This is a genomic window from Bifidobacterium asteroides (genome assembly GCF_003202755.1).
GTDB lineage: Bacteria > Actinomycetota > Actinomycetes > Actinomycetales > Bifidobacteriaceae > Bombiscardovia > Bombiscardovia asteroides_F.
The window spans coordinates 277,301-300,672 of record NZ_QGLK01000001.1 but is presented as its reverse complement, the minus strand read 5'-3'; the positions used below and the strand labels follow the sequence as shown (position 1 = coordinate 300,672).

At 50.3% G+C, this 23,372-nt stretch carries 12 protein-coding genes and 1 pseudogene; 4 read left to right on the top strand and 9 right to left on the bottom strand.

The features are described from left to right. Positions 1–16 precede the first annotated feature (16 nt). Complete coding sequence (locus DKK74_RS01075; RefSeq protein WP_110412387.1) at positions 17–1,897, top strand: DUF4422 domain-containing protein; 1,881 nt, start codon at positions 17–19, stop codon at positions 1,895–1,897. Between the two features lie 59 nt (positions 1,898–1,956). On the opposite strand, the gene DKK74_RS01070 is transcribed toward DKK74_RS01075, so the two are convergent. Continuing rightward, positions 1,957–3,141: a nucleotide sugar dehydrogenase gene (locus DKK74_RS01070; RefSeq protein WP_110412386.1), complete on the bottom strand. Its 1,185-nt coding sequence runs from the start codon at positions 3,139–3,141 to the stop codon at positions 1,957–1,959. A gap of 162 nt (positions 3,142–3,303) precedes the next feature. On the opposite strand from DKK74_RS01070, the gene DKK74_RS01065 reads away from it, so the two are divergent. After that, positions 3,304–6,324, top strand: coding sequence for a DUF4422 domain-containing protein (locus DKK74_RS01065; RefSeq protein WP_110412385.1), 3,021 nt, complete (start codon positions 3,304–3,306; stop codon positions 6,322–6,324). Positions 6,325–6,476: 152 nt separating this feature from the next. Here DKK74_RS01065 and DKK74_RS01060 read toward each other — a convergent pair whose 3' ends face one another. From DKK74_RS01060 to DKK74_RS01050, 3 genes are all read right to left on the bottom strand, one after another. Further along, positions 6,477–8,369: a DUF6541 family protein gene (locus DKK74_RS01060; protein WP_146210521.1), complete on the bottom strand. Its 1,893-nt coding sequence runs from the start codon at positions 8,367–8,369 to the stop codon at positions 6,477–6,479. Positions 8,370–9,098: 729 nt separating this feature from the next. Further along, a complete protein-coding gene (locus DKK74_RS01055; protein ID WP_181414850.1) occupies positions 9,099–11,156 on the bottom strand; it encodes a cell wall-binding repeat-containing protein in 2,058 nt (685 codons plus the stop codon). Positions 11,157–11,494: 338 nt separating this feature from the next. Further along, the gene (locus DKK74_RS01050; protein ID WP_258334398.1) at positions 11,495–12,397 is read right to left on the bottom strand and encodes a glycosyltransferase family 2 protein; all 903 of its coding nucleotides are present in this window, start codon (positions 12,395–12,397) and stop codon (positions 11,495–11,497) included. Between the two features lie 423 nt (positions 12,398–12,820). On the opposite strand from DKK74_RS01050, the gene DKK74_RS08790 reads away from it, so the two are divergent. After that, the gene (locus DKK74_RS08790) at positions 12,821–13,966 is read left to right on the top strand and encodes an acyltransferase (protein WP_181414849.1); all 1,146 of its coding nucleotides are present in this window, start codon (positions 12,821–12,823) and stop codon (positions 13,964–13,966) included. Positions 13,967–14,119: 153 nt separating this feature from the next. Here DKK74_RS08790 and DKK74_RS08750 read toward each other — a convergent pair. Continuing rightward, a pseudogene (locus tag DKK74_RS08750) lies at positions 14,120–15,508 on the bottom strand (DUF6020 family protein); the annotation flags it as partial. Between the two features lie 376 nt (positions 15,509–15,884). On the opposite strand from DKK74_RS08750, the gene DKK74_RS01040 reads away from it, so the two are divergent. Beyond that, a complete protein-coding gene (locus tag DKK74_RS01040) occupies positions 15,885–16,946 on the top strand; it encodes a glycosyltransferase family 2 protein (protein WP_110412798.1) in 1,062 nt (353 codons plus the stop codon). Here DKK74_RS01040 and DKK74_RS01035 read toward each other — a convergent pair. From DKK74_RS01035 to DKK74_RS01020, 4 genes are all read right to left on the bottom strand, one after another. Continuing rightward, positions 16,831–18,468: a glucosyltransferase domain-containing protein gene (locus DKK74_RS01035; RefSeq protein ID WP_146210520.1), complete on the bottom strand. Its 1,638-nt coding sequence runs from the start codon at positions 18,466–18,468 to the stop codon at positions 16,831–16,833. The genes DKK74_RS01040 and DKK74_RS01035 overlap by 116 nt on opposite strands. 66 nt (positions 18,469–18,534) lie before the next feature. Then, complete coding sequence (locus DKK74_RS01030; protein WP_258334396.1) at positions 18,535–19,605, bottom strand: glycosyltransferase family 2 protein; 1,071 nt, start codon at positions 19,603–19,605, stop codon at positions 18,535–18,537. A gap of 56 nt (positions 19,606–19,661) precedes the next feature. After that, the gene (locus DKK74_RS08715; RefSeq protein WP_181414848.1) at positions 19,662–22,100 is read right to left on the bottom strand and encodes an RICIN domain-containing protein; all 2,439 of its coding nucleotides are present in this window, start codon (positions 22,098–22,100) and stop codon (positions 19,662–19,664) included. Between the two features lie 405 nt (positions 22,101–22,505). Further along, the gene (locus tag DKK74_RS01020) at positions 22,506–23,234 is read right to left on the bottom strand and encodes a metal-dependent transcriptional regulator (protein ID WP_110412380.1); all 729 of its coding nucleotides are present in this window, start codon (positions 23,232–23,234) and stop codon (positions 22,506–22,508) included. Positions 23,235–23,372: the final 138 nt, after the last annotated feature.

Here is a 23,372-nt window from a genome sequence, read left to right as displayed (position 1 = left end):
AGGAGTCTTATTCGGCATGAATAACGAGGACAGGCAAAACGGGCAGCGTATAAAAATCTATGTAGCCACCCGTACACGCGTTGCAGTCCCGCAATGCGATGCGATCAGTCTCCTGCAAGTCGGAACAGCGCAGGCACCGGAAAAGCTCCCGCATATGCTTCACGACGACAGCGGAGACTCGATTTCTTCGCTCAATGCCATGTATTGCGAGCTCACTGCGCAATATTGGGCTTGGAAAAACGTCGATGCCGATTACTACGGATTCTGCCACTACCGTCGCTACTTCGATTTCAGCGGCGTGCCCCACCAGGCCAACGACTACGGCGAAATCATGGACGACTTCATCGACGAGGCCGCTGCACGGCGGTATGGCTTGGATGATGAATCCATCAAGCGCCAGGTGACCGGCTGGGATGTCATTACTTCTCCCGTCAACAATGTTGAAGCCATGGGGGGGTATCATTCGCTGATCCAGCATTATGCAGGCAACGATCACCTGCGAGTCGGCGACCTCCGCCTCATGTATGAAATCCTTTGCAAGAATTACCCTGACTACAAGCAGGATGCGGATACTGTATTGCACGGCGACAAGGGTTCTTTCTGCAACATGTTCATAATGAAGAAAGGAATCTTCCGCCAATATTGCCAGTGGCTGTTTCCGCTCCTGCAAAAGTTCACGGCCATATGGGATGCATCTACGGCCGACATCGAACGCATGAGAACGCCAGGACACCTGGCCGAAAGGCTGCTTAACATTTTCCTTTGCCATCATCAACGCACCATCGGGAAGTGGAAAATCAAGCAACTGGGATGCGTGCACTTCCGTTATCCCGATGCTCAGGAAACCGCTGAACCTGCAGGCGCAACGGACAAGGCTGTACCCGTGGTACTGGCGGCTGACAATGCCTATGTGCCTATGCTGGCCACGACATTGACGTCCATACTACGCAATTCATCAGCGAATCGTCGATACCGCATCATTGTCTTGGAGCAGGATATATCAAAGGAAAATAAAAAGATCCTTACAGGGATATTCGCAAAATACCCCTGGTGTTCTTTGCATTTCCTTAATGTACGGCAGCGTATGGCTGGCAGGGCTCTGACGACCAATAACGGTTTTATCAGCAATGAAACCTATTACCGATTCCTGATCCAGGAGGTGCTGCCTCAATACGACAAGGTTGTGTATTTGGACTCCGATCTGGTTGTCAACCGAGACATAGCCGAGCTCTACGATACCAACGTCAGCCAGTACGCTGTAGCAGCAGTCAAAGATCTGGACTTTTTAGGCAACCTGGGGTATTCCGATGGCAAGCGTCTGCAATACGCCCGCAATGTGTTGCATCTGAAGCATCCGTATACATACTTCCAGGCCGGGGTGCTGGTGATGAACCTGAAGGCTCTCCGAAGAATACACACCACCAACGAATGGATGCGGCTGGCAGCAAACCCTCACTATATATACAACGATCAAGACATACTCAACATGGAATGCCAGGGAAAGGTCAGGTTCCTTGACGGTCGGTGGAACGTACTGCACGATTGCAACGACCGTGTCGAAACGGTCTTTCGGTATGCGCCTGCACAGGCGTTCAAGGAATATGCGCAGGCCCGTGAGGAGCCCTATATTGTTCACTATGCCGGCTTCGACAAGCCCTGGCTGGATCCTTGGTGTGACCTATCCACCTGGTATTGGCTGTACGTCCGGCACTCCCCACTTTTCCACCAGATACTGGCGATCATGACCAAGACCGGATCTCTTTCGACCGGACATCATAAACGTCTTATTACCGAAGACAGCCCTCTTAGGCAGTATGCCGACAAAATACTGCCGATCGGCTCCAAGAGGCGCTCCCGCGTCAAATCATTGCTGCGAGTCATACTGCACAAAGCGTAAACAGCAGTGTTTTGCACCTGGAATGCGTCCTGATGCTGCGCATAGGCAATTGACCGCTTTTACTCTCGATGCCACAAATCGCGGGTATAGACCTTGTCTGCCACATCGTTCAATTCCTCAGTCATCCGGTTGCACACAATCAGATCACATGAGGCCTTGAATTCATCGAGATCATGGGTCACCCTATGCCCGGCGAAACTATCGGCAGCCATGGGCTCGTAAATGATGAAATCCACACCCAGGCTATCCAGGTATTCCATGATGCCCTGGATGGAGCTTGCACGGAAGTTATCCGAATCCTTCTTCATGACCAGCCGGTAGATTCCAGCCAGTTTGGGCTTGCGAGAGGCGATTTGCTCCGCTATGAACCGCTTGCGTGTATCGTTGGATTCAACCACGGCTTTGATCAGGGTCTGCGGCACATCCTTGTAGTTGGCCAGCAACTGCTTGGAGTCCTTGGGCAGGCAATACCCGCCATATCCGAATGATGGGTTGTTGTAGTAATCACCAATCCGGGGATCCAGGCACACGCCCTTGATGATCTGTGCCGTGTCCAAGCCGCGAACGTCGGCGTAGGTGTCCATTTCGTTGAAGTACGAAATCCTCAGTGCTAAATAGGTGTTTGAGAAGAGCTTGATGGCCTCTGCCTCTGTGGCTCGGAGCAATAGGCAAGGAACTCCGTCATCCTCAGCGCCCTGCTGGAGCAGCTGAGCGAACTGCTCACCATAATGCCTCCAGTCCTGCATATGGTCGGCAGGTATACCAACGACAATCCTCGACGGATGCAGGTTGTCGGCAAGCGCATGCCCCTCGCGAAGAAACTCGGGTGAGAATACAATGCGCAATTGCGGATAACGCTTGCATATGGTCTCGGTATACCCTACCGGAACCGTCGATTTGATGACGATGCAGGCCTGGGTCTGCCGTTCATCCAACCTCTGGAGCTCATGCTCGATTGATGAGGTGTCAAAGTAATTGCGCTCCTCGTCATAATCGGTCGGAGTGGCAAGAACAATGTAATCCGGCTCCTCGTAAGCCCAGTCAGAATCCAGGGTGGCTCGCAGGTTGCATTTTCCGGAAGCAAGAAAAGCACTGATCTCAGGATCCTTGATGGGCGAACGCTCTTGATTGATGGCATCGACCTTGTCCTTCAGAACATCCAGAGCTCGCACCTCATTGTGCTGCGACAACAGACAGGCCAAGGACAGACCGACATAGCCAGTACCTACGATCGTTATTTTCATACCTAACAGTCTACAGTTCATTCCATACTGAAAGTGCCAGGGAACCAGTTGTGTAATCCAGCTGAATATTCAATGGTTATGCTCCAGCCTATTGCGGCATCCAGGTAAGATACGTAAAGACTTCGTCGCCCTCGATTAGCTATACAAGGAGATGCCAGCTATATGCCAAAGATCTCAGTCGTAATTCCCGCCTACAACGTGGGCAGGTACCTTCCGGAATGCCTTGCCAGCATCAGCTCACAAGATTACAAGGACTTCGAAGCTCTGGTCATCAATGACGCAAGTACGGACAACACGGCGGCCGTTGCAGCGGAAGCAGCCGGCAAAGACGAGAGAATCCGATTGGTGGAGCACCCCAGCAATATGGGCACCCATTTGACCAGACGCACTGGTGTACAAGAAGCCAAGGGTGAATATACCTTCTTCCTGGATGGCGACGATGCCCTGGCACCTTCCATGCTAAGCAAGCTGTCAGAAGCCATAGACCTTCACCCTGCTGACATCATGCATTTTGGCATCACTGCGATTGCAGCGAACGGCACCCTGGACAAAGAACGGCAAGATTTCGAGAACTTTAACAACAAACCCACCAAGCCAAGCCAGGGCCTCGATATCGTTCGCGATATTTTTGATGAAGACCGCGGACAACAGGTTGACTGGCGGTTCACCCAGCGGCTCTATAAAACGGATCTGCTCAAGAAAGCCTTTGCCGCCATGACCGACAATCGCCTAGGCCGCTCCCAGGATGGGTACGAGTGTTTTGTCACCTCAGCGCTTGCGCAGTCTTATCAGCCGATCAAGGAATGCAGGGGATACCGCTATTACTATGGCCGTGGAATCAGCGGCACCGCACAGATTACCCCCAAGCTGTATGCACGATATTGCCGGGAATTCCAATCAAACTTTGCAGCTGCTTATGATTTCGCCAACAGCCAGCACTCAGCCATATTGCAGAAATGCGCCCTGGGCTTCGAGCATAAGGGCACAGAGATACTGGCCAATGACTGGTTGCTGCGCATCGATGATGCGCATAAGACCGAGGCCGCCCATGCTATGAGCGACGTTTTCGGCCCCGCTATCACCGGCAGGGAGATCTATCGCTTTATTCGAGATAGAGCATATGACTTTCTTCATCAGCAATCCGCCATTGATGATACAGACCCGCTGTGGGGTTGGAAGGCCGTAGCAGATGGGATATTTGTGAACTCTGCTCCCCCTCTGCAGCTTGAACGCTATCAAAGCATGCGCAGCAAGGCCAATGAACATCTGAGCGATCTCCAGGCCCGACAGACGCTTGATGCCTATGACCGACAGCGCATCAGGATTTTCGTAACAACGCATAAAAAAGTGGACATCCCCAAGTCCGAGATCCTGCAACCCGTGCAGGTAGGCCCTGGCCTTAAAAAGGCAAGGATGAAGAATACCCTGCACGATGATGACGGCATTAACATCTCAGAGAAGAACCTCAGATACTGCGAACTCACCACGCAGTATTGGGCATGGAAAAACGTCGACGCCGACTACTACGGGTTCTGTCATTACCGTCGATACTTCGATTTCTCCAAGGACACCCACAGGGAGAACCCTTACGGGGAAATCATGGATGACTATATCGACGATGCCGCCATCAAACGATATGGCCTGGACGACGCGACTATCTCCGCAACTGTCAAAGGCTATGACGTTATCACCACCGGCATCAAGGACCTTCGAACAACTATCGACAATTGGGGCAGCCCGCTGGCTCTGTACAGGGCCGCACCGGACTTGTACCTGAAGGATCTGCAAAAGGTATGCGCCATCGTCATCAAGTCGCACCCTGACTATAGCGATGACGTCAAGCAGTATCTGCACGGGCATTATTCCTGCTTCTGCAATATGTTTATTATGCGCAAGGACCTCTTCTTTGCCTACTGCCAGTGGCTGTTCCCCATACTCGACGAATTCGAGCGGAGCACCGACATGTCCGCATACAGCCAGGAGGGTCTGCGCACGCCGGGCCATCTGGCCGAGCGGCTTTTCAACATCTGGCTTATTCACCAGCGCCGGATCAAGCCCACATTGCGTATCAAAGAGCTGCAATGCGTTCATTTTACCCGCCCAGAACAGCAGACGATCTGCAGGCCTCTTGAACTTGCCGACAATGCAAAAGAGATCATTCCGGTAGTCTTCGCGGCCAACGACGCCTATGTCCCCATGCTGACTACAGCCATATACTCGCTGCTGTCAAACGCATCAGACAAGTATCACTACGATATTGTCGTTCTGGAAAGGGACATCAGCAAACAGCATAAGGCGGTCGTGAGGAAGTTCCTTGTGTCCTCCCCCAACATCACCTTGCGCTTCGTGAATGTGGAACGTGAAATTGCCGGCTGCCACCTGACAACCTCCAACCAGCACATCAGCATCGAAACCTACTACCGCTTTATCATCCAGACCGTCCTGCCTTTTTATGACAAGGTTTTGTATCTGGATTCAGACTTGGTAGTGAACGACGATATTGCAGAACTCTACAACACAAATCTGGGTACTGATCTCTTAGCGGCTATCCACGATATCGATTACCTGGGCAACTTGAACAACAAGGATGGCAAGCGGTTGCGCTACAGCAGGCAGGTATTAGGCATGCGGGATCCTTATTCCTACTTCCAGGCAGGCGTACTGTTGCTGAACACTGCTGAGATGCGAAAGCTCCACTCCCTGCCGGAATGGCTGAGGCTGTCCTCGAATTCCAGGTTTATTTACAACGACCAGGATGTTCTGAATGCCCAGTGCCAGGGCCGGGTGACTTATCTGGATTGGTCATGGAACGTGATACATGACTGTGACACCAGGTTGGAGCGTATATTCAGCCATGCACCAGCCAATGCCTACCGCGACTACCTCAAGTCCCGTAAGCAGCCAAGGATTATTCACTACGCTGGATTCATAAAACCGTGGAATGATGCCAGTTGTGATTTGGCTGACGTGTATTGGTCCTACGCCAGACAGACCCCCTTCTACGAGAGCCTGATACAACACCTGTCTGGATCCTCCCATAATCAGATACAGGTGGCACAGCATGAACGCGTGATTGCTGAGGACAATGGACTCCGCAGGCTGGTAGATCCTATCGCCCCGATCGGCAGCGCCCGTCGCGAGATCTTGAAAACGGTAGCCAGGGCAGTGGAAGGTCGGCACTAGCTCAATCCAGACGCTGCCGGTCCTTCTGTGAAGAAGGTCGGCAGCGTCTGATTTCTTTCAGCAGCAGTGCAAGGCACACTGTTCGTATGCATCCCAATCCTATAACCGACAACTACCTCTCAAGCCCTAAAAATATAAGACGCATAGATTGCTCATCTGCATGCGAATCGATATAGATTCCATTGACTGCCCGGCTCATTGGGAGAATCAAGGGCACTGATTTTTACCAGTGTTCCCCGTTGTTCATATTCATTGATCAAACGGTCGTCATGGAAGGGATAGTACTGCGCCTTGTAGGTGAACATACGCAGGCTTGGAGATTGTGGACCCATGGTCAAAAAGTACTTGTTGCTCCTCTCTTCAGGTTGGCTCTTTGCCTTATAGCTGGTCACGACAGGGCACACCGTATGCAGCAAGCGTTCGGAATCACCTGAGGCGAATGCACGCTCCACCCTTCCAAACACCTGGCCATTTTTCGTATCCATGGGGTTGTATACCGGATACAGCATATCCATTCCGTAGAGAGCCATTCCATACATGGAGCCATTCAAGGGGTCAGACACCACTACAGCATTGTCTTCCACTAACTCGTGCACCTTCTTCAAGGCATGGTATTTATCGTGGCTCAATTGCTCCCCTGGAGTTTGCGTTTCGATATCCGTGCTACCAGCGACTATGGCTGACAATTGCTTTTTTGCTGGTTCAAAACACGAGCAGAACACCAAAACTACGACCAGAAGCAACACCGTGATCACACCGACAGGCGAGAGTTGAACCTGCGGTGAAACTGATCGGAGTAGAGCTTGCGTCTTCAGGCTTCTGACAGGACGAGACTCAAGAAGGCAACGCAGGCCAAAGGCCAGCAGGGGAACAACCGCCAAAGGTATCATGGTCAGGGGCCGAGTCTCGCCACGGTACCAGGCAGCAGTGATCACGTTGGCCACAGGCCCAGTAAGTGCAGAACTGGAAACGAAGATCAAAGCAGTAAGAAGAAATGCTCCGTCCACAGCAAGTGCATCACGAAAACGCTCCCCGCAAAGCAACAAGACTGCAATAAAACATATACAAACCAAAATTGCCATAAAGATGCCTGCAAGGCCCGGAATTGCGTCAGTCAACACTGTTTTCACCGCATTGCCAAGACTTCTGGTAGGACGAAAGGTATGGAACCATGATGAAGGATGCAGGTAATCCTTGCCGTGATCACGGTGAGAGACATAGACAAAGAAAAGCCCAGCTGCCACCAATATACAGAGCATGAAACAGACGATGTCTCTTTTGGACATCTTCACCAGTATAAAAGGACCTATGAAGACCAAATAGGTAAATGCAACTCGAGGGTGAGCCAATAACATAAGCAAGACGAGAACAATTGTCAGCAGAGACCAACGGAGTACGTGAGCAACTGTGCGTTCGCTCTGTATAGTGACTGCATCCATTAACCTAAGACTGGAATACATCAGAAAAGGCAGGATCGAGGTAGCAAGCCCATAAGCAATAAGAGGTCCGGCGTTCAACATCCAATAGGGCTGGGCCACCGATACCACGGATAGCACTGGTACTGCAATATTAAGGATGACCTGACATCTCTTTGATGCATCTGAATAAAAATAAGAGCACCACAGCAACATACCCATGGGAAAAAGAAGACCCGAGGTTACAAGCCATATCAAATTAAGTCCAGTAAATACATTGATCTGGATCCCCAACCAGCTCGATACACTAAGCAATACGTAGACTAAAACATGAAACAGAGGTGGATAAAAACTGTCATTGGGGTTAAGCTCCCACACGACCGACAACCCGTTCTGCGTAAGCTTCCGAATGAAGTAATAGTGCGAGGGCGCATCAATAGCCTGGATAGGCAGGTTCCACATGCTCCAAGTTTTAGGTAACCAACTTACAACAATGAGAAAGGCAAGTAAAAGACCCAGGCAGTAAGACCAGTACAGTCTTGAATGGTGTCTATGACTTTTAAGGGAAAACACTGCATTACTCGACCATTCAACCCGTGCTCTTTTTTGCTCCGCTAGATCTGTCTCCACCTGTAAGCACCTCGTAATTTTGCCGAACGTCATTGTTCTAAGCTTAAATGATCGATACTACACTCTATTTTCCAGCAAATTTTTTCAGAATCCGGAATCTGCGTTTAACTTAGCAGAGAATAAGATCCCCCCCCCCATCTATATCTTTGGTTGAGGATCTGAAACCTAAACTAGCGTAATGGAATTTCTTTTTGAAAAAGACTGACCATCTACGAGTTAGTTCTCATAGTCCGCTAATCCATATTCTATTTAGGCACTAAACAATCATTAAAACAATTCACCGTTGCTTTAGCTATTCAAATGCATGGTAGATTATTAACATTATCAAGTTCAATATAAATTGATTTTATTATAAAATGAGCAGCCACGCTTTTGCTCAATCTCACAATTACAACTCGCATTTTTTCCGCTATTACAGCTACACTAATTAACACAGATATAGTCTACTTTGTAGAGCCTTATCTACACACACCCTACGCGGGTGCGTGGAGGTTATCACAAATCTATAAGCTACAAAGAACACAAAACATGATGTTCTCACATTGCACAATAGTGTCAACAGAATGACATAAAAACTCTCAGTTGCGTACCAACAACTAGTTTATCCACGCTGAATATAGCCTTTTCTTAACTTATAATCTCACTAAAAAGGAATTCCCAACGACTTTCGTCGCTGGGAATTCCTTTAGCCTATCTGGTTAGAGGTTCTCAACCATAAGCAGACTGAACTCAGTCTCCCAAGATTGAAGAAATCTGTTCTGAAACCTCTGCGCTTACTGCATCAAGCCCACCGAGAACGTATGCGAAATCGGTGTCAGGATTGAAGCCACGGGGCCTATTCTTGCTAGTAGCCTTGATCCAGTTAAGAGCATCCGTATTTACTGCAGTATCTGGGCTAACCAACACAATCGGATTGTTCTTCTGACCTGCAAAGACACCACCAACAAGAGCATCAGGGAAATTCTCACCCGTAGCAAACACAGGGCTCTTCAGGCTTGCACCATAGAATTGCCTCTGGTATTGGGCAATTTGCAGCGAAGTCTGATACCTCGTTGCTCCACCGATGCGCTGAATATTGGGTCCATCAACTCCAGCAGCTTTCAGCTGACTTACGACAGACTGCGGAACCGCTTGTGATCCACCAGCAATGATGACATTCGTAAAGCCATGATCCTTGATAGCCTTCACCGTGTTTGCGTCAAGACCATCCTGACCGCTCAGAAAGACAGGAAGTTTCTTCTGTCTTGCTACAGAGGAGATGGACAGAGCATCAACGAAGTTGTCGCCTGTAGCAATGATTGCAGTATCAGCATTCCAATCCTGGTCAGGCTGACCCTTAGCATGCTGCTTGTCGGCTTGAGCGAAAATCTCATTGGCAGTATCCCTACGAGTCGCACCTGCGATTCTGACAACATCAGCCTCACTGGGGGCCGTTACCCTATTGGCAATCTGATCGACAACACCATCAGACACAGCGGATGGACCTCCTACCACAATCACCCTGGTAGGACGCAAACGTGTCAGCTGACCATCTGCGCGAGCAGAAAGCTGATATGTATCAGTCAACACAACAGGAGCGTTCAGTTTGCCCGACAGACCAGAGGCAGCCAGTGCATCAGGGAAATTCTCACCAGACGCCACAATAACTGTGCCCCTCTGTGGATAATTCGACTCATCCAGAATTGCACCCATAGTGTCATATCTGACATTGCCAGAGAGTCTCTTCACTACGCTTGCATATTGAATGGCCTTGCCAGAGAAGGTACCAAGTGTGACGTTATGGTTTGTGCTAACAGGTCCACCAAAAGTGAACTCAACACTCCGATACTTGGCAGGTGCCAGGAATGAAATCTTACTGTTATTCAGAGGAATTCTTACCTTACTAGAATCGATATCCTCAGCACTTTGATTGATCCTAGGATGTTCAATTTTTGCGTAAACATCGCCATAATAATTTACCTTGATCCCATCAATAACCCAATCGGCATCCTTATTATACTCATGACGAGGGGTTATAGTGACATCCTGATCTGTTGCATCCAATCCATTAGTAGCGGATAGACTTGTCAGACCGCTTATAGGAAGTATGTCCTTAATTTGATTCTTGCTTAAGTCAAGGTGTTGGAGCTTGTTCAAAGAACCCAATGGAGAGACATCGACGATCTTGTTATCTGACAGGATGAGCCTGTTCAGCAGAGACAGTCCCTTGAGCGGAGTTACGTCTGAAATCTTCTGGTCCACTAGCTCCAACTCGGTCAATCTCTTAAACGAGCCGATAGCCGAGATATCCCTCAACCGATAGTTTCCGTCGGAATTAATCTTGAGGCTCTCAAGCTTGTCCTTTGCCCCAATTTCTGACAAATTACTATTTATATGATTCCTAGACAAATCTAGTGTCTTCAGGTCGGGGAGGTTCGCGAGCTCACTTAAATCACGAATTTGGTTGTCTTGCAGATCCAGTTCCGTAATCCGATCAAAAGTTCCAAGTCCCCTAAGATCGTAGATTTGCGAACCGTGCGCATCCACAACCAAATTATCCTTGACTTTGACTTCGCCCACTTTGTGTGTGGTACTTGCGCCTATCGGATCACCATTATTAAAACCTACAGCAATGGCGTTAGCCAGGTGTTCGTCAGGAACGCAATCAGCAATTGTATTTTCATCGCCGCAATTCGAGACTGCTGCACGCGCTGGAAGCGTCAAAGCTCCAACGCACACAATCAGTGTGGCTCCGCCGATCAGGCTGGCTCCCAGCTTCAACGGTAGGGATTTCTTAACTTGTGACAACTTACTCTCCTTCATCTTATAAGTTGTACTACGTATTCTCTTATATCCGGAAAGAACCCAACCGGCCCCTTCGCAACATCACTATACACTGCCCTGTGCTGTTGACAATTGAGTGTGTCATGAAAAAAGACACACTATTGGAAAATTGACTTGCGAATCCTTGCCAATTTAATCCAGTCAGGTTTTATAGCTACTCCTTCCCCGAGATGCCAGCATGGCTGGTTTTTGTCAAGTATAGCATCTTTATCCATCCGATTGTTATCTACTTGAAACCTCGTCCTTAGCCAGGATAAGCAAATCGTTGAACTTAGAATTGCCCTTTGTGCAGCATTAACAGATCACAGCAAGTCATCCAGCTTGTCGTCTCGAACAGCCTTGTCGAAATCCAGCTGGCATCCATTGGCGTTTAGATAGCCGAGTATTCGTTGGAAAACCTTATCATTGCCTCCGCTCTCAGTATTGACATGGCAGAGTGCCTCTTCTTGGGTACCGGGCACATATTGCAACAGCTGATCATCTGTGGAAGCCACTACCGGAATGGGTCGATGGGCTCTTACTTGCATAATTTTCAACCACACGTCATCCGTAGTGGGGCATAGAGACATGATCAAGCTCTTGTCGAAGGTAGAGTCCGGCATCAAGTGTGGAGGAAAGAGCGTGCCGGCACCAGTGGTGGCAAAAAGTCGCATGGATGGGACACCCACCAGACGGGGATGATAATGCGGCGCCTCGTAAATCCAATCCTCGTATTTTTTACGACTGCCGTCGCTGTTAAAAGTGATGAGATGGGTGCGGGAAGCCACTATGGTTTGCGGATAGCGGCGGTGGGTCGCCAGAAGATCCCCGATCATGGTATTCCGGTAGATTAAATCATCATCAACTGTGACAACCAAATCGTTCGGAAATTCGCGCAGGGCCCAATAATATTTCTTGTGCGGTTTCAAATCATCGTCGACCCAACGCACCTGGACATCCATCCAAAGCAGGTCTCTCAAGCTGGAAGGCAGGTCACGCTCTCCACCTGGAAAATCAGATCGGCACAGCCAAAGAATGATCAAATCTGGCAGGGTCTTTTGGGCAAGCAGCGACTTTATTGCCAGGTGGACAGTCTCGATGCGGGCAGGGTACGAGGTCATAGAGGCAATGATTCGTGGACGACCAGGCATCAGAGCCCGGCCGCATCGGGTACCCAGACGCCTCAGTCTGTTGCGCTTCTCCCTCAAAGACAGGCCCGCAGACATAAACTCCACCTCACCTTCGGTAACTATAAAGATAAACGCTCCTGGACCGCCAAGAACTTGAATTCCTTGCAGTCAGCATGCCACAAAGTCTAGTTTTACCAGGCTGGACTCGAATTCCTTACCGGTAGGCAACAACTCTCATCAGTTCTCCAACAGCTCGATAGCAGAGCCCCGGAGGAACGCACTGGAAATCGTACCGATTGTTTTAAGCTTAGACAGACCATGACGGGAATAGGCAAACATCACCCAATAACCATGTGGGCCACAGTTTCAAGGGGAGTAAAATCGGTACGACTGGTTGAGGTGATTGGTTGTAGCTTCTGCTGACATTTCAGAATCGACTGTGGAATAGAGGTTGGAGCCAGTTCTCGCCGGCGGATGCGCATGATTAAATATGGGGGTTTCACACGAAAGAGGCTGCAGATGAACGACCAGCGAAGAGCTGCTCCTCCTGAACATGCAGCGAGACACAGAGTCCATAAGGATCGGATCGCTGGCCTGGATCTGGCGAAATCACTGGCAATATTTCTTGTTATTTTTATACATTACATTTTTTACACCGGTTTTGTCGACGACACCGCACTGAACAACCTTGCCTCAACTTTCTCAGTCGTCGGAGTGCCCTTGTTCTTTGCTGTCAATGGATATCTTCTGATGAACTCGCGATTTTCGGCGGACAAGCATCTTCATAAAATCCTTAGGATGGTATTCATCCTGCTGGCATGGAAGATCATCAGCTTGCCAATACTCAGTGCCCTAATGCACAAAAGCATAGATTGGAAATCGGTTCCCCAGTATCTTCTGGGCGGCTCTTACGACGTGGTTCCTCTGGGATACTTCTGGTTCATCAATGCGCTGCTGGCCATTTACATTGTTTTCCCCATACTGAAGACTGTCTACGATGACCCGGATGGGAAACGATATCTGGGCTACGTCACAATTGTGCTCGGCGCTCTGATATTCGCTGTAACGCTCGGAGACAATGCCAAAGACATACTGGCAAGCTACTGCGGGCATCAGGTTCCACAAGTGCTCGCCTCGCTCAGCCAATACAACATACTGGGAGGCTATGGTTACGCCCTGGTGTATTTCATTGCCGGAGGCTACGGGCACGACATGGCAGCCTGGCTGTCTCGTCACCTCTCAAGCACGAGAACGAAGAACATCTGCCTTTCTCTCATGGCCCTACTGGCCTGGGGCTTGCTTTTCACTTTGCAACGGTTCCAGGCTCGGGCAAAGGGCATATCTTTCTATGTAGACTCTGGTTACCAGAACGTTTTAACCTTGATCTTGACTATTGCCCTATTCCAATTATTCATACAGGTCAGGAAAGTCCCGTCAGGCCTGAATACAATCGTCACGGCTATTGGGTCCAATACGCTTGGCATCTATTATCTGCATCTGATGCTGATATTGGTAACCCGTGATCTGGTCCTGCATTTCCATCTATTCTACAAGGCGCCCATGCTCATCAATCTTGTGCTGGTGGCCGCTATTGTTTTGATTGCTACCTTTATAAGCTGGGTCGGCGGCAAAATCCCCTTCTTCAGACATCTTTTTATTGGCTGAATACAGAGCCCCCAGGGCCAGGGGAGCCGTCAGCACTGCATGGAACACATACCTTGTGGGATCCATCCGTCCTGGGACGGAAAACGAGATGGGATATGCGAACAGGCTCAGCACTGAAACGAAATAGGGCGCCAGCCGCATGACCAATACCACCAAGCGCTCCCTTGCACGCCTTCTCCAAGCGGCATACAGAATGAAGAAGGGTACGACCGATGACCAGATAGCCACATAGAAGCAGACATTCAACACCGGGATGGTTGTCAGCGTCTGGTATGTTTCGTCGGCCAGCCGTTGACGCCCATTGGGGTGCGGATCTTTTTGCAGCCGACCGTAAGTATCAGGATTCGTCATGGTCCATGTATACACGCGCATCACCATGGAATCTTGCCTATATGGGGGTTTCTGGGCCTTGGTGGATTGCGGTCCGACAAAACTCGTCCAGCCACCCTCTAAGCAGAAGAAGCCATTCAAATACGACAAGGGATGATGAAGTCCTAAGTTCACCCACAAACGCGCGAAACCGAGCAGGGACCCTTTAGGACCATTCGCCCCATAGCCGGTGACCGGATCGGATATATAAGGTATGTACTTTGCAGCCATTCCCTCCCAGCCAAAAGGCATCATCTCATCTACTGCTTTTTTCTGGGAATCGGCGATTGCTGTTGGATGATCATGAGCCGTCCTGGACAGCACCTGTACAGGCATGACAATTGCTGCGACCTTCTCCCCCGGCACCACATGCAGCGCAGGAAAAAGACAGGCAGGTATTAGCATGTTGACAACCAGCCAAGTCGATGCTGCCAAGCAAGCGGCCAGAACCTTCATTTTCCTTCGGAAATGACCGAAAACCAGCAGGAGCAGACTCACCACAATGATGTAAAGGCCCATCTTCTTTGTCAACGAGCTTAGAAGGGTCAGAACAATGAAAGCGCTGAGGAAACGGGGGTTCTTCAAGGGTTCCAGCCGGCCATCGACCAGCTTTACAAACAGGATGGCCCAGGGCAGGAAAAACAAGGCATGAGTCGTATCCTTGCAAATCATCATGGCCATCATGGGAACTAGAGGGAAAAGGCAGAAGAAGGCTGTGCAAAGGGCAATGATTCTTTTCCCCATCGCCCTTGTGGACATATAGGCCAGCAGCCAGGCGATGCAGAGCGCAAAAAGGATGAACTGAATTATGACATACAAGGAAAAGCCGAAATTCGGACTGCCCGTCAGGAACCGGCCAAGATCGGAAAACCAACCGTAAAGAAAAGTATCAAAAAAGGGATGGCGGTCAGATATGACGCCAGGGGCTTGGCTGAAAGCCGCAATCCCATAGTATTGGGCCAGCTGATCACCAGTGTCCCAAAAAAGCGAACCCGGGTATAGAAGTATCAGGTAAGGAAGCCAGCAGATGAGAATTCGTATGCCATCGCAGAGCACGCCTCTAGGCGATTCAATATGATTGAAGTACAGCCGTCGTATCAGGCTGTTTTTTTGCTTTCCGGTTTGGTCATCCGAAAAAGAACCGATCCCATCGAGAAAGCAGAATCGGAACATCGTAGCGAATAAGACCCAGAAGAGTAGCCCATAGAGCACAATATTCAGATACAGATGCGCCTGACCCCATTGAATGGCACCATAGGTTCCTGCATCTGAAGACAGAGAGAAAAGCACTCCCAGCAGCAAAGGAAAGAAGCACCCTTCCATTGCTCTGCCTTGCAGCAACACGTCACGGTTCTTGCCATGTGCGATGGGCCTGATTCGATTCGAATCAGTCCTGCGAAGTCCGACCATGATTCCCTTTGCATACTTTTGGATACGTCAACAAACCAAGCTTATCCTTCCGCCTACCTTGTAACACCATCAGGAAGCAGCAGAATACGACCCTGATTCATTGTTGCGCTGATTGGTAAGCTTGTGCCTTGTGGAAGCAATAAGGAAGAACGAGGAAGCACGCGTGGCCGTGCTTATTCCCTGTTACAACGAGGAGATGACTATAGGCAAGGTAATCGACGATTTCCGTGAGGCTTTGCCTACGGCCGACCTGTATGTCTTCGACAATAATTCCACGGATGCAACGGCTTCCATAGCAAGGCAACGAAACGCCATCGTCTGCCAGGAACCTCGACAGGGCAAAGGCAATGTCATCAGAGCCATGTTCGAGGAGGTTGATGCGGATGTCTATGTGCTGGTAGACGGGGACGACACCTACCCGGCCGACGCGGCGCCAGAGCTTGTCTCCAAAATCCTTCAAGGCTATGACATGGCCTCCGGTGATCGACTCAGCTCCACCTATTTCCAAGAGAACAAACGGCCCTTGCATGGTCTTGGCAATCGACTGGTCAGATCTTCAATCAACTTGCTTTTCGGAGCCCATCTGACGGATGTCATGACCGGTTTCAGAGCCGTATCCTTTGCCTTTGCTAAAACCTGCCCCGTAACCTCCTCGGGCTTCGAGGTAGAAACCGAAATGACCATTCATAGCCTGGATAACAACCTGCGCATCTGCGAAATCCCCATCCAGTACCGCGACCGCCCAAATGGATCGGTGAGCAAACTGGATACCCTCGGTGACGGGATTAAGGTCATGTCAACTATTTTTCGCATGATACGCGAGTACAGACCTCTGCCATTCTTCGGCCTTTCCGGACTGTTGATATCCATGATTGGGCTGGGGTTGACTCTGAGCGTCATGATCGACTATTGGAAAACCGGCGTGGTCCTACGCTTCCCTACGCTTATCGGATCCGTAATGCTCGTCATTGCGGGTCTGTTGCTCATCGTGGCCGGCATCATCCTGGACATCATGGCAGCCGAGGAACGCAAACGCATCATCCTGGCCCGAAACCAGTTCGCGTATCTGAGCAGACAGCGAGCCGCTAGTACAAGGCCAGATAGGCCTTGTCGCCAGAGAATACCAGCTGCTGATCCAAATCGAGCTGGTTCCAGTCCCGACCAGCAAAGTATCGGCGATAGTCCGACTGAGGCATCTTGATTTTGTTGAGGTTCGAATGACTCAGATAATTGATCATCTGATAATTTGAATAAGGAGTATTCATGATACGCCGATTCAGTTCATACCTCTGATAACGCACATTGTCGTATTTGACATGCACGCTTGCATCAGGAACTATGGCGATAGCTGTTACACGTTGGCCGGTGGAAGCCTCATGCTCTTTGATCTTCTGAGCGACACTCAGGGCATAGGCCTGATCCTGGGTATTACTGACATAGGCATCATAAGCTATATCCGCCATGCATAGGCTTGAAAAGAGGAGGAAGACACCAGAGACGGCGATAAGCACTGCAACATGCTGGGCACCGTTGCAAGAGCCAGGGAAGGCCTCAGTCCCCTCCACCGTGACTCCGACCTTTCGCTCCGGTTCCGGCACGGGCTCGATCGAGGCCCTGACCATGAACGGCTGATGCCTGGGTACAAGCAGAGAAACTGCAAAAACCGTGGTCATTGACGCAACCCAAGCCCAAAAAGCCATATTGCTGCGCGGGGTCAAGAGAATATTTTTCTCGATATAGTGAGGAGCAAAGACTGCCAGATAGGCAACCAGGGCGGCGCAAGCCAATTGCCCATAGGGCAGATTGTGCCTGGTGCGGAAGGACAGCACCAGCAGAGCAATCAGAAAGAGCATTATCAGGGTAACGCTGAATTTGGGCATGAGTCCATCGGCATTATTGAGCAGAGACAGCTGGTATTTCAATACCTGTTTGAGGTTGGAGACAATATTTGGCAAAGAAAGCCCGGCTCCACGCCCAGGATCAACTATGTACTTAATATGTATCAAATATTTTACGCAGATAACATTAAAAACAGAGCCGAATGCGGCCATGCCCAGCACCTTGGCCCAACGAAGCATCACTCGTGTAAAAGGCTCGTGTCCTTCCCTTAAAGAAGTCAGGCAACCTCCTAGCAAGGCGAGCGCTAAATACACCCCTACCAAGCTTTGGTAGCACCCCAGGGCAATCAGAAGACAAATCAACGATGCAGCCGACAGCCAAGCATTCCGTCTGCCAAGGATGAGGCTAACGGCGAAGCTGACGAATATGGAACCGACGGCCGCAGACACAGCGCTTTCGGGGAACAAGAGGAATTCAAGTACAAACACGTTGATCCATACCACCGATAAGGTCAGACACAGACAGCACTGCCCTCCAAAGGATGATATGCCGCCCAGCCTGGCGAAAGAGGCTGTAAGAACAACCAAAGAGATGGAGAATCCGACAATGCAGATTGCTATGAACAGTCGTTGCCGCAAGACCAGGTTCAGGCCGAGCCTGTCAGCCATCAGCGTCAAACGCCACCATGTGTATCGGCCATTCTCCAAATACCAGGGGGCATTCTGGTCGTCGATCAGATGATAGGAATCCACCGAGTAATGACGGCGGGCAATCAGAGGAGCAAAGGCAACAGCGTTAAGGATGAAGGCCAATAGAGCAATGCCAGCGTGACGCTTCAGCGATTCGATGGGCATCAGTGCATGCCGAGAGAGGGCAGATTTCACGTTGAATACCTCTTTTGAATTATCGCGTCGAGACCTTCCCGGTCGAAATGCGCTTTGACGTACATATCAGATTCGTTCTTCGACGATATAGCGGGGTCGATGCTTCACTTCCAAATAGATTCGGCCAACATACTCGCCCACCACTCCAATGCCTGACAGGATAAGCCCTCCAAGGATCCAGATTGAACACATCACAGACCCCCAGCCGGCCACTGTACGACCACAGAAGAAGGAGACCAGCACATAAATAAGCATCACTATGCCTACCGCAACCGAAATGAGACCGATACCGGTGATGGCTCTGAGCGGGGTGATTGAAAAAGACGTAATGCCTTCCACTGCGAATGACATCATCTTTTTCAAAGGATACTTGGACTCGCCTGCCGCTCTTGAACCGCGCTTGTAGTACACCTTGCTGTGGGGGAAACCAAGAGAAGGAACGATACCTCGCAAAAACAAATTGACTTCAGTGTAGTGCGACAGAGCCTTCAAGGTCGTACGGCTCATAAGTCGGTAATCAGCATGGTTCGGTATTGTGTCAGTTCCCAGCCATGACATCATCTTATAAAACAGATCCGCTGTTGATCGCTTAAAAACGGTGTCGGTATCCCTGTTGTCCCTGACACCGTAGACGATGTCGCTTCCTTTGGCATACTCCTTTACCATTGCATCAATGGCATCGGGATCATCCTGCAAATCCGCATCCATTGAAATGGCCGCGTCGCATCCACGATTCAGAGCCTCCATAAGCCCTGCATACAGGGCGTTCTGGTGTCCTCTATTATGAGAAAACTTAAGGCCATGTACCCTCGTAGGGTACTGGGAATGACTCGACTGGATAATTGACCATGTGGAATCATCAGATCCGTCGTCCACGAGCAGAATGTAACTGTTCTCTGTGATGAACCCACGCTTTTCCAAGTCTGAGAGCTTGGCATACAGGGCAGGCAAAGTGATAGGCAGAACATCCTGCTCGTTGTAGCAAGGAATCACCAAGGCAAGTTGCGGAGCGTCCCTATCGAAACCCTGATCGTCGGCATTCCCGCCGTGGCCGGAGGCAGATTCGGCTGCCTCGCTTTTAGGCAGATCCGATTTCAACTGCCCAGCAGTGTTCATGGTTTCTAACTTTAAACCCATGCTCCACCAAGCTTTCAGAATACCCGCAAAAGATTGTTAGAAAGACAAACTTTAAATCAATTGAGGACCGCTCCGGTCGTCTCATCAAAGTGGCGCATGGAGCCTTCGACCTGCTGCCAGCCCTTTAGCATCCACCCCATAACCGGATCGTAGTAGACCCACTTGCCACCGTTGGATCCCAAGTACTTCCAGCCATAAGTAGTGGCGCCGCTCCAATCGTTAAAGTAGTACCAATTCCCATTGATGCGGGCCTCTCCATGGAGCATTTGGCCGTTGGACGGATCGTAGTAGACCCATTTGCCGCCGTTGGACGACACATGCTTCCACCCCCGAGCCATAGCGCCGGTCACGGGATCAAAGAAATACCATTTACCGGCCTTGCTGCTTTCGCCCTTGACCATTTTTCCATCGGCAGCGTAACGTACCCATTTGCCGCCGCTTGAAATGAGATAGAGATCCCGGCTCCGGACCATATTGCCGTCATAGGCAAAGTAATACCAGGCCCCATCAATGAGCCTCTCGCCATGCGCCATTCCTAATGTTCGGGGATCGTAATACACCCTTCGCCCATCAGGCAGCGTCTTCCAGCCCTGGGCCAGCTGACCATCGTCACCTGCCCAGTACCAGAGTCCGGCGGAAGAATCATATACCTCCTTGGAACGGACTTTTGCTCCGTTCTCATACCAGTACTTTCCACCATCAGCGCTCACCAACTGACCTGATGCTGATGAGTTACCGTTGCCGTTTCCATTAACGCTGACCAGCTTGAATCTTTGATTCTGGCCTTGATTAGCCGCCCACAGTTCCAGCCTGGATCCCGGGGCATCATTTGAGGCAGTGATGTCCCAAACCTTGTTCCGGCTTCCGGCATATACCGAAGCAAAGTAGTACGAACCATCAATGCCCCGATACAGGGTCCACTGCTGATTGCGACCGCCATTTGCCGAAAACTGAATCAATGGGGTCCCGTTATCAGCCGAAGGTCCTGACGCATCCACCACTTTGCCATAACTGGTCGCAATAGTGTAATTACCGCCACCGGCCGGTTTGATATAGAACTGCTGGTTGTCCTGCCCGTTGTATGGCCAGATATCCAGAGGCACACCATTGTCAGGACTGGCTCCTGTTACGTCGACATAACGATTGTCGAAAAGACTGGCGATATAGTAACGCCCCTCAGGCACGTCCGTGACTTTGGCGGCAAATGAATTGGGGTCGGTTCCACTGAAATCAGGCTGATTGCGTATGTTGCTAAAGGCGTTCAAATCCACGTGTCCGTTGATTCCGCTGACTGAACCGCTGCTGCTGTATTGCCAACCCTTATCAGCACTCCTGAAATGAAAACCAGTACGCGGACCATAGCTAGCCACCCAATGCGTCTTGGAATGAAGGTTATCAGAATTCAAGGCTGAATAGAGATAGTTGGTGTATGAGTACAGGGACAGGCTGTTGTATCCGGCAGATGTCAACTTGCCCCACCAGGTATTGACTATTTGATCATAGGTTCCAGGATTGGTGGGATGACTATGACCTGCCCAGGTCCAATTTTCCAAGTCATAATAAACGGGATAGCTGAGATCGTAAGGGCTGACCCCGGCCTGCCTCAACAGATCGACCGCATTGTTGCCCTCGGCGGCGGCCGTATTGGAATCATAGGCGTACGAGTAGATATAGACCCCGAAGGGTATTCCCAAACGCTTGCATTCACTGATGTTTCTCTTGGCCTGCTTATCGAGGCCATTGCCCCAACCGTAGCCTAGGCGAATGATGGCGCCGTCAACTCCGGCGTTCTTTACAGCATCCCAATTTATAGTATTCTGCCACACAGAAACATCGATGACCCCCTTGGCCTGTTGCGCGAAGAGAGTTCCATCAGCCTCAAAAAATGCCTGTGAACCTTGATAAAAGCCCCAGTGAGCACCGTATGTGTTATTTTGCAAAGAAGCAAAGGACGTACGCGACCGTACGGAGGAATCAGCTGTTGCCGGTCTTGCCTCTTCACCTTGGTTGCCCTTGGTCTGTTGATCGGAATCCGTCTTGGAATCTTTTATGGCTTTTCTGACTTTATCCACATGAACGGGGATGAATGATTCTCCATCGGTCTTAGCCAAAGGATCTGCCTGACGGGTTGACGTCCCGACGATTTTCGGATCGGTAACTTTCTTGCCTGAGTCCAATTGCTTAAGCTGCTGGTCTGGCGTCAAAGCCAAATCACTCGCGACTACGGTCGCATCCTTAGGTATGGCGTTGCTGATTTTCTCTGGCAGGGGTTGATTGGGGTTGTCCGGCATGGATGCACTCTGTGACTGGTCCTGATCACCTATTGTCGAGGGGCTCGCATGCTCTTCCTCGGTCACCTTTTCCTGCGTTGCTGACTGTGGTGTATTCCATTCAGCAGCCGTGGATCCAAGAGCACTAGGCTGAAATCCCATAGGGCCGGCCATGGCAACAGTGGCAGCAATAACCAGAATATTTTTAATCACAGACCAAAGCACAGCTACGGCTCCCCTTCAATCGTCATGCAACAATGTACCCTACCAACCACACTGGTACCAGCTTAGGAGGTAAAGCCGAGTTCGTCCAATGATCGCAGAATTGGTTTCGAAACATACCAGACTAAGACTACCGAGCGATCACCTCAGCCTAAGAAAAGGCGTATCCACAAGCCTTGCTTGAAGACGATAAGCGAGAAGTCCATTCATGCGTATACCAGGCAGAGTCTGGACGTTTTGGAGGAATTTAGCTGGATCTTCCCGCAGCTGCGGGGAGCACCATGACTCCCAACAAAAAAGCGATACATAGTGAAATAATCCATGGACTCATAGCTGCTGCTGATGGACATGTTCCCTGATATACAGCGCAACCGTCACTACTGCCAGGACATCTACTTTATACAAAAGCTATTGAATTACTACCTGGATTCCTGAAGCCTGTGCATCATCCAATTCCAAAGGCTCAGCAATCCCCTTCGATTCATCCTCATCCCTATTGGGACTACTTTGCCCGGCCGATATCTTCTGAACGCGGATTTGCGCCCCCTTTGATGCGTCCACAGGCGAAACTAATTTCAGCAAGGTCCCTGGGCGCACCCTGTGCCTGCTCAAATACCTGAGCAATGCTGGATCCTGATCGCTTACTCGCCATACGCGTACGGTTTGCCCATCTTCCACCTGAGACAAAGGCTTCGTTAGAGGGACAACGGGCATGCTGCCGGATTCAGTCGGTATGGCATCCCCATGCGGATCCTGGGCTGGATGGCCCAGATAGCGATCAATCCTGTCAACCAACTTTTCAGAGACGGCGTGCTCAAGGGCATCAGCTTCCTCATGCACTTCATCCCAGGTATAGCCCAGAACTTCCACCAGAAACGTCTCCAGAAGGCGGTGGCGACGGACCATGGTAACGGCCGAGCGCCTACCTGCCGAAGTGAGACCAACCCGTCCATAAGGCTTATGTTCCACCAAGCCGGCATTGACCATACGCGAGAGCGCGCCCGAAATGGTCGATTGCTTCATGCCGGTCCGTTCAGCGATATCCGTCGGGTGGACTGGGCCATCGTCCCACTCCTCCAGATCCCAAATGACTTTGAGGTAGTCCTGGACATTGGTGGAAAGCTGAATGACGTCCATGTGCACAGTCTATAGCACAATTCCTCAGCCCCTTCCCCGATTTTTTCAGTCAAACATCAGCAGAATCCGGCATGTAGGCAATGTCACAGACATGTCATTGTCAAGGTCTCGCAATTTTCATGTGGCACCATTAGACTT